9 protein-coding genes are annotated in these 9,376 nt (G+C 44.1%); 3 read left to right on the plus strand and 6 right to left on the minus strand.

From position 1 onward, the window contains the following. Both VE944_RS16715 and VE944_RS16720 read right to left on the minus strand, forming a co-directional pair. On the minus strand, nucleotides 1-2,294 hold a 2,294-nt coding region (locus VE944_RS16715), incomplete at its 3' end, for a calcium-binding protein (RefSeq protein ID WP_414690132.1). 348 nt (nucleotides 2,295-2,642) lie between these two features. Then, nucleotides 2,643-2,801, minus strand: coding sequence for a hypothetical protein (locus VE944_RS16720; RefSeq protein ID WP_324978956.1), 159 nt, complete (start codon nucleotides 2,799-2,801; stop codon nucleotides 2,643-2,645). 121 nt (nucleotides 2,802-2,922) lie between these two features. Between VE944_RS16720 and VE944_RS16725 the strand changes: the two genes are divergently transcribed. Continuing rightward, nucleotides 2,923-3,156, plus strand: coding sequence for an EF-hand domain-containing protein (locus VE944_RS16725; RefSeq protein ID WP_324978959.1), 234 nt, complete (start codon nucleotides 2,923-2,925; stop codon nucleotides 3,154-3,156). A gap of 612 nt (nucleotides 3,157-3,768) precedes the next feature. After that, nucleotides 3,769-5,445: a choice-of-anchor I family protein gene (locus tag VE944_RS16730; protein WP_324978962.1), complete on the plus strand. Its 1,677-nt coding sequence runs from the start codon at nucleotides 3,769-3,771 to the stop codon at nucleotides 5,443-5,445. 385 nt (nucleotides 5,446-5,830) lie between these two features. On the opposite strand, the gene VE944_RS16735 is transcribed toward VE944_RS16730, so the two are convergent. Further along, nucleotides 5,831-6,529: a TetR/AcrR family transcriptional regulator gene (locus tag VE944_RS16735; protein WP_324978965.1), complete on the minus strand. Its 699-nt coding sequence runs from the start codon at nucleotides 6,527-6,529 to the stop codon at nucleotides 5,831-5,833. A 90-nt stretch (nucleotides 6,530-6,619) separates the two neighbouring features. Between VE944_RS16735 and VE944_RS16740 the strand changes: the two genes are divergently transcribed. After that, a complete protein-coding gene (locus tag VE944_RS16740) occupies nucleotides 6,620-7,630 on the plus strand; it encodes an SDR family oxidoreductase (RefSeq protein ID WP_324978968.1) in 1,011 nt (336 codons plus the stop codon). Between the two features lie 84 nt (nucleotides 7,631-7,714). Here the strand turns inward: VE944_RS16740 and VE944_RS16745 are convergent, their stop codons facing one another. The 3 genes from VE944_RS16745 to VE944_RS16755 form a co-directional block, all read right to left on the minus strand. Then, nucleotides 7,715-7,876, minus strand: coding sequence for a hypothetical protein (locus tag VE944_RS16745; RefSeq protein WP_324978971.1), 162 nt, complete (start codon nucleotides 7,874-7,876; stop codon nucleotides 7,715-7,717). Nucleotides 7,877-7,924: 48 nt separating this feature from the next. Continuing rightward, a complete protein-coding gene (locus tag VE944_RS16750) occupies nucleotides 7,925-8,476 on the minus strand; it encodes an alkaline phosphatase PhoX (protein ID WP_324978974.1) in 552 nt (183 codons plus the stop codon). Nucleotides 8,477-8,620: 144 nt separating this feature from the next. After that, on the minus strand, nucleotides 8,621-9,376 hold a 756-nt coding region (locus VE944_RS16755; protein ID WP_324978976.1), incomplete at its 5' end, for a hypothetical protein.

The raw sequence follows: 9,376 nt of genomic DNA on the forward strand, positions 1-9,376 counted from the left end.
GCTAAAGAAAATGTGAAAAAGTCGAAATCAGGATTGTTCCCTGTAAGTGTTGCCAGTTGAGCAGAGGTATTAACTTCTGAACCTGATGTTAAAGTACCTAGCTCCTCAGCAGTGGCTAGTGTGTTGTTTGTCCCTTGTCGAGCATCTTCTTTTTCGTAGAACAGGAAGTCGTCACTATCAAGCCTCAAAGACGACGCTTGCACAACACCAACGAGTTCATCTAGCTCTCCCCCTGATTTGTCCAGAAATACGCTTATATTGGCTCCCACAGTCTGCAAGCGATAGTCTCCCAATGTTCCTTTGATCTGGATTGTATCCTCGTTGGAGTTGAAGCCACTGATGGTAGCGTAGTCTGCAAAACCATTACTTCCACTGTTATCGTCATAAAAGACATTAGTAGCATCTCCAAGTAAGAACTGATCTTCCCCAGGCCCTCCAGTTAGGATATCAACCTCCCCTAATCCAGGAGAATCAGAACCGTTACTATCAACGCCTATGAGGACATCATTTCCAGGTCCTCCAAGGAGAGTGTCATTGCCGACCCCGCCACGGAGGGTGTCATCGCCTTCTCCTCCTTCTACTTGGTCATTGCCAGCCCCGCCAAACAGGCTGTCATTCCCATCCTCGCCCAAGACGAGGTCATTACCTTCCTGACCATCAAGAAAATCATCGCTATCCCCACCAAGCAAGGTGTCATTGCCGCCTCTGCCAAAGAGGGTATCACTGCTGCCTCCTCCAATCAGGGAGTCGTTAAAACTAGAACCAAAGACTTGCTCGATATTGAACAGGACATCATTCCCATCTCCCCCACTGGCAGTTCCAGTGCCAAGGTCAACGGTGACTCCGGCAGTGGCATTTAAATAATCAGCAGTATCAACACCAGTCCCACCAAAGAGTTGGTCATCCCCCCCTCCACCAAGAAGTTGGTCATCCCCGTCTCCACCAAGCAGAATGTCATTGCCGCTGCCGCCTAGCAGGGTATCATTGCCTTCTCTACTAATGAGAGTGTCACTCCCGTCCTCACCTTGGAGTTGGTCATTGCCAGCCCCACCAAGCAGGATGTCAATGCCGCTACCGCCAAGCAGGGAGTCATTGCCGTTCCCGCCATTTATAAAGTCGTCGTTAGTTCCGCCAAGGAGGGTGTCATTGCCGTTATCGCCAAAGAGGCGGTCATTACCAGCCCCACCATTGACAGAGTCATTCCCGTCCCCACCACTGAGGAAGAAGTCATTGGCAGCTCCGCCAAAGATGGTGTCATTGAACCTAGAACCAACGATTCTTTCAATCTCCAACAGGACATCATTCCTGCCCTGCCCTGTAGCGGTTCCCGTGGCAAGGTTAATCGTGACTCCGGCAGTGGCACTAAGATAATCAGCAGTATCAACACCATCTCCACCCAAGAGTCGGTTATTCCCAGTCCCACCACGCAAGGTGTCATCGCCAGCCCCACCACGGACAATATCGTTGCCTTCCTCGCCATCAAACAGGTCATTGCCAACTCCACCATCAAGCAGGTCATTGCCACCTCTACCAAAGAGGGTGTCATTACCGCGCCCGCCAGTTAGAGAATCGTTGAAACCAGAACCAAAGACTTGTTCGATATTAAATAGGATATCATTCCCAGCCCCTCCACTGGCAGTTCCAGTCGCTAGGTTAACGGTGACACCAGCAGTGGTATTTGAATAGTCAGCAGTATCATTGCCAGTCCCACCAAAGATTTGGTCATCCCCGTCCCCTGCTTCGAGTCGGTCATTGCCAGCCCCGCCAAAGAGTCGGTCATCGCCAGCCTGACCAATCAAGTTATCATTACCATCCTCGCCATCAATCTGGTCATCGCTAGCCCCGCCATTGAGCGTGTCAACCCCTTCCCCGCCAAAGAGTTGGTCTTCATCGTCTTCTCCAGCGAGTCGGTCATTTCCGTCCCCGCCTTCGAGAAGGTCATTGCCAGATCCAGCAAGGAAAGCATCATTACCGAACCCACCAAGCAGGGTGTCGTCACCGCCTCTGCCAAGGAGTTGATCGTCATCCTCCTCGCCATCAAGCAGCTCATTGCCAGATCCACCAAGGAGGACATCATCGCCGAACCCACCAAGCAGGGTGTTCTCGCCGGACTCACCATTGAGAAGGTCATTGCCGTCCTCGCCATTAAGCGAGTCATTGCCAGCCCCACCCAAGAGGTCATCATTGCCGCCCCGACCAAAGAGGTTATCATCACCGCCCTGACCAAGGATAGCGTCATTGTCAAACGTGCCAATTAGAGTGTTATTCCTGTTGTCTCCAATAAGGTCTGCCATATCAATCCTCTCAGTTATAAGTTTGATTCAAAGATATTTGCTGGCAGAGGTGTCATCTATGAGTAGCCCTGCCATCGGGGAAAAATCTTAGATAGGTAGTTCAAAGAAATGCAGTATCTATTTAAACTGGTTTCATAACCGCTCAATAATTCGGGGTAAATCGCTCAGTGACAAGGCTCAAATTGGCGTAAACTCGTTCCTGAGCTGGTAGTTCGCCCCGATTTATTGAGCGGATACTTGGTTTCTTGGTCTAGACACTACCTAAATAGCTATCACTAGCATAGGGCAAACGCATCTTATTTGCTACTAAAATTTTCTCAGTGGTGACTATCAAGTATTGTATAAAAGCTAGCACCAGTAAAGTGGTAGAGAATTAATCGGGATTTTGTGATCGCGGTTATTGTCTAAGGCATGATTGAAGATTAGCTGTATCTCTTGCTGAGTAAGAACCTTGGCACGACCATGACGATTTGCTTTCACTGGGAAACTGTAAAACCTGTGATCCACAACCTACACCTGATCTAAGCCCCAGCGATACCCGTTTCTACGTCTAAGGATATAAGTTTATTTAATTTTGAGAGATTAATGAGATATTAAGATGAAAAACGATTCTTTCAGATAGAAACTTATGGCAACCGAGCAAGAGCTTCAATCTCTTTTTAATAAATTAGATCGCGATCAAGACGGCAAAGTATCCATTAATGAGCTGTTTATAAGTCCTGGCTTAAGTGCAATCATCTCATCAGAAACAAATACCAGTAGCCCCCAGGAGTTACTAGTAAATTATGATTCAGACAAAGACGGTAGTATTACCTTTGAAGAGTTAAAGGAAGCAGTTGAGAAAGCTGGTAACTTAACCTAGCCGTCAGAAAACCCAATCCCCAATTACACCCTGTATTACCTCGCGTAGCACGGGGTTTGTTTTTGGTGGTTGAGTGCGATCGCTGATCGCTTTTGGGTGTTTTTAAAATGACCGCGCTAGTAGCCTCTAGAGCAGGCTGGCGCTAGATTACAGACACGCCTAATTGCAAGTCTAATATTAAATTATTATGATCGCAATATTCAAAACGGCTAATCAATTCCAAACGCGTAAATTTCTCTTCAACTGCTCATTTCACTCCGTCAGTGGTGGCTTTAGTTTTATAAAGTTTCCGTAAAAATACTCGCTTTAATCTTTAATTAACCTAAAGTTCCCGTAAAAATACTTGCTTTAATTTTTAGTTAACCTTTAGTTAGTAATTAATTAACCTAAAACTAATAATTTTGCAGATGTACCTATGATTGATGGTTCATCTAACTCAGCGTGACTACTTCCGGCTAGGCTAATTTAGTCTACCCGACGCAGAGATAAGACAAATCCACACAGCTAGTAACTAGCTGTGTGGAGATATTTTCATGCGATCGATTAGCAGTAAGGAGTGTCTGCTTGTCTGACTGACATCAAAAAAGTTAAACATTTAACATTCCTCAAATTATGACTATCAAAAAGCTTGTCGCCATACTAGTTCCATCTGCCATTTTGTTGGGAGCAATGACAACGCCAGCAGCAGCGTTGTCGCTCAAAACTATTGGTACTTATAGTACAGGTATCTTTAATGAAGGGGGGGCAGAAATCCCCACTTATGACCCTGTAACGCAACGGCTATTTGTGGTCAATGGAGGTACTAAGAGTATTGACATCATCAATATTAGTGACCCAACTCAGCCTTCACTATTTAAAAGTATCGATATAACTGCCTATGGTGGCGGGGCTAATAGCGTTACTTTCAAAAATGGCTTACTGGCTGCGGCAGTGCAAGGATCTGTGACCCAAGATCCAGGTAAAGCAGTGTTTTTTAACGCCAACGGTGATTTCTTAAATTCTGTTACTGTGGGAGCGTTGCCTGATATGCTCACCTTTACACCCGATGGAACTCGTGTGTTAGTAGCTAACGAGGGTGAACCAAATAGTTACAATCAGCCCAATAGCGTTGACCTTGAAGGCTCAGTGAGCATTATAAATCTTGCTAATTTTAGTGTAATTAACGCTGGCTTTACGCAATTTAACAGCCAGATTAATCGGATGCGAACTGCGGGAGTGAGAATTTTTGGCCCTAATGCTACCGTTGCTCAAGATTTAGAGCCAGAATATATCACTGTTTCGGAAGATTCTACAAAGGCTTGGGTGTCGTTGCAAGAAAATAATGCGATCGCACTCCTCAACCTGATCAACAATCAAATTACCGATATTCTACCTTTAGGCTTCAAAGATTATAGCCTACCAGGAAACGGCATTGATGCTAGCGATCGCGATAATGCTATCAACATTGCTAACTGGCCTGTCTTGGGGATGTACCAACCTGATGGTATAGCTTCCTACAAAGTCAACGGCAAAACCTATATTGTCACAGCTAACGAAGGTGATGCTCGTGACTATGATGGTTTTGCAGAAGAAGTAAGGGTGGGTAATAATGCTTATCAACTCGACCCTACAGCTTTCCCTAATGCTAGTGCTTTAAAACAAAATAGCAACCTGGGTCGTTTAACAGTCACCAACACTCTTGGTGATGAAAATGGCGATGGTTTGTTTGAAAAGATTTACGCTTTTGGTGGTCGTTCCTTCTCAATTTTGGAGTGGGATGAAGCAACAAAAAAACTCAAGCAAGTTTACGACAGTAGCGATGATTTGGAGCAAATTACTGCCCAACTGTTACCGAACTTTTTTAACTCTAATAATGAAGAGAACAACTTTGATGATCGTAGCGACAACAAAGGCCCAGAACCAGAAGATGTCAAAATTGCCGAAATTAATGGTCGCTTTTACGCTTTTGTTGGGTTAGAGCGTATTAGTGGTGTGATGGTTTATGATATTACCGATCCACTCAATCCTACTTTCGTTAACTACGCTAACAATCGTGATTTCACAGTTAGTCCAACCATAAACGATAAAACTAATCCACAGGTAGGGGACTTAGGGCCAGAAGGTCTATTATTTATCTCAGCCGTTAATAGTCCTAATGGTAAACCTTTGTTGGTGACAGCTAATGAGGTCAGTGGAAGTACAACAATTTTCTCAATTGATGATGTAAAATCTGTACCTGAGCCTGGAACTATCTTTGGATTTTTGGCAACTGCTGTAATGGGCATTATGAAATTTAAGCACAAGAATTAGAACTCTCAACAATAACTATAGAGAGTTGAAATGGAAAATAATTTATTTTTTCCTTTTTGTCAAATTCGGCATCACCGTACCAATCCGGGAAAATAGTACTAATCGAAAATTTCTTGTGCCTGAAACGACGATTTTTCGTTCAAACTAGATCAAAACTAGCAGCATAACCATAGTTATTTCACAAATTTGATGGTAGACAGCACTTCTTGTAAAGCTTGTCCAATCTTGGTTTTAGCCAAAGCGTACAAATTATCTCTTTCGGCACGGTGATGCCTTGTTTATCGCCAGTATCTCCAGGGGTGCAACAGTACCAAAAAACAGCTTCTTCAAGCCGAAGCTAATGCTAAAAGTAATGGCGTGGGTTGCGAACGGTGATGAAAAGCCATCAACCTAAATTTTTTTCTAAATATTCTGTCATCATCCGTTTGAGATCAGCAATTAGACTATTAACATCGCCACCTTGAATGTGAATCTCTTGTTCCTGTCCAATGAGATAACTCATACCTTTATAAAGGGCTTTCATTACCCTTGCAATCTGTAATCCCTGGATAGGACTGAGATGAGGTCTAACCCGTAGAAGTAAATTATATATATTGGTTAATATTTCTTGCTCAACTCTTTGAGCCGCTTGGGCCAGCGTGATTTGCCCTTCTTGCCCAGCATTAAGATGTCTAAAAGCCGGATATTGACGTTCAAAAGCAACCATCGGGTCAATCACCCGCGAAACGATAGTAGCAAAATCTAAACCGGAAACATCCTGCTGTAAAGCAGTTATTGTATTGTTACTTAATTGTTGTATATATCGCTCTCCCAAAGCAGTTAAGATTGCTTCCTTATTTGAGAAATACTGATACACCGAGCCAACAGAAATACCAGCACGCTCGGCTAAGACATTAGTGTTGATAGCTTCTACTCCTGCTTCGACCAGCAAATCGGCGGCGGTATCTAGAATTAAATCACGTCGTTGCTGACCACGCTTGCCGGAAGGATGGCGACGAGTTTTTTGAGATATTGAATCGTCACATGAAACTGGTGAGTTGGGTGCTTTATTGCTTGGAGATTGACTATGTGAGCTTTTGCTCATATACTGCCTAATATGAATACGAGTAATAGCTCATATTAACAAAGTTGGGACGAAATCTACAAGCAATACAATCACTAGGAGATAAAGAGCATGAATGGTAAAACAGCATTTGTGACGGGAGCAACAGGTTTGCTGGGTAGTAATCTTTGCCAATTGCTAGTTTCACAAGGATGGCAAGTCAAAGGGCTGGTGAGATTTATTGATAAGGCTAAACGTTTTCAGCCAAATAGCCGGGTTGAATTTATTCAGGGTGATATTGAGAATGTGCCTGCCTTTGCTCCAGCATTAAAGGGAGTAGATGTCGTATTTCACACCGCAGCCTTTTTCCGGGAGTATTATCAGCCGGGTGGTCACTGGGAGAAGATGAAATACATCAATGTGGATGCCACAATTGAACTTTTGCAAGCGGCAGAGGCACAAGGCGTAGCAAGAACAGTTTTCACCTCATCCAGTGGCGTTATCCAAACCTATCCCCATCAAGCGGCAACTGAAACCGCCCCTTACAGCAAATTCGCTCAAAAAAACCTCTACTTCAAAACTAAAGTTCTGGCAGAAAAAGAAATTTATCAGTTTCTAGAAACTAGTCGAATGGATGTAGTCATGATTCTGCCTGGCTGGATGATGGGGCCTTACGATGCTGCACCGACTTCTGCGGGGCAGTTGGTGTTAAATCTATTGGCCAGTAAACTGCCGGGAATAGTTAATGGTGGTGCTTGTTTGACTGATGTTCGGGATGTAGCGGCAGCCATGATTAGTGCTTCCCAACGAGGAAAACGTGGTGAGCGTTACATCGTAGCAGGTTCCTTAAAAACTATGAAAGATATTGCTTTAGAATTAGAAGCGATTTCCGGGGTGAAGGCTCCGAAGATGGTAATTCCTGATGGAATTGCACTCTCAATTGCATGGTTGTTAGAAATCTGGGCAGGTTTAACAGGTAGTGTCAACCCTATGCCATTTGTTGGTGTCCAAACCTTATTAGAAACAGCGAACTTAAGTTCAGCTAAAGCTATGCAAGAATTGGGAGTCAGTTTTCGACCTTTGACAGCTACATTGAAAGATACAGTTATGTGGTATCAGTCTCAAGGTTATTTACAGAAATGATTGTTTGAACGCAGATTTTATTTGTTCAAACTCCACACTCTCACTTTAGACACATAGCGGCTTGTACTTGGACATCGCCAACCTTTAGGCATTCTCAAAAGCTATCTGATTCGGGCATTCCACCCCAGACTGACGCGTATTAATCAAGCCGCTCTTAAGCAGTTCTTCCCTAAAGCTAACCTCAACCCCACCTTTGCCATAAGCCATCACCTCTGCAACAGTTCGCCCTTGCTCATCTTTCGCCACCAGAATGACGGTTAACAGTTAGCTCTTTTTTCTTGGGTGAAGTTCAGTTTAGGCATTAGCAGATTTTGTCACAACTACCACTGTCGGTTTTGGTGGCGCGTTAGAATCTTTACTAGGCCAGTTGGAACCGATAGGGACTTGACGGGTTTGTGTAAATTCTTCTCCAGTTATGGTGGTGACGAGAAATTCTCTGGTTTCTATTGCCTGATTTTTACGAATCCCATTTGCTTCTCCTGGATGCTGTATCGACAAAAACATATTTTGTTCGTCTGGTGTAAAGCAAAGACCTGTGGTTTCACATTTCATCGGCCCCGTACCAAAGAGAAAAGCTTTGCCAGCGTTGTCACCGCTTGTGGGAATATACCAGATAGAATTGTTGCCAAATAGACCAGAAATGCTTGTAGGTTTGCCGTCATCGCTTGTGCGACTCTTGACAGCGCTATTAGTTTTTGATGTTGAAATATCTGTCATCATCCAGAGATTCCCATTCCGATTATTTCTATGGAAAAGCGCTGGCACAAATTTTCGGCTGGCATTTAATAAACCGCATATAAAGCAAAGCCCTGAACTTTTATCGGGGCTTTTTAAATTTAACCTCATCAATTGCAACAAGTATTGAGTTCTATTCTTTCATTGAAGCGATAAGCCATTCCGGCAACGTCTTCTCTACCAGACGCAGTTCGCGTTCGCTTACCGCTTTCATACAATGGGTTATTTCTTGCATTGTTGCATTAACAATCAAGTTTACTTTGGCTGTCTCCACACAAGATTATACTCCCTTTCAACAGCCGCTAGCAGCTTTGCCTGCAAGGATGATAAATAAGGTTTGGCTTGCTTCCCCAACCCCTCCAACAGCCAATCTACAGAAGAGTCACGGCTGGCCACTTGATGCAACTGCCGTAACCTCGCACACAACTGCTGCATAAAAAAGCAATCTTCATCAAGTAATTTCAGTGATTTCATCTGTTCGATTTTTACAGTGTAGTCGCCGTCCCATGTCTGGACTGTACAATTGTATTCACCAACGTGGCTGACTACTCCCCAATAACCCGCTTTACCTCTCAAGTCTGGGTTATCTTTGGGCAGAAGAATGCATATTTCACTAACGTGGTAAGGATTGGGTACTTTCGTGCTTTCGCGTATTTTATCCACAACATCTTTCACTATCCGACCAGAAGGAATCTTATTCCCAGCTTGCTCTACTGCTTGTTGCCATACATTCGCTTGTACAGCCGGTTCCAACTCAGCTTTTGCCAAAAACCGCAGTTGTCGTTCGTTGGTCGGCATTGGAATTTGCTGACCATTGGTCGGCAAAAACTTTTGAAGATTCTCGTAAACAGCAGTAGCCGAAATCTTCAAGTACGCTGCATCACGGCTGTAACCAAAGCGTTCGCGGCAGTATTCCTCAAAAGTTCGGTGCGTGGAACGGTATAGCCGTCTGTCTCTCAACTCCATTAACGCCTGACCCGCTTCTAAAAATGCACGTTCTACACGGCGTTC

Source organism: Nostoc sp. (assembly GCF_035638895.1).
GTDB lineage: Bacteria > Cyanobacteriota > Cyanobacteriia > Cyanobacteriales > Nostocaceae > Nostoc.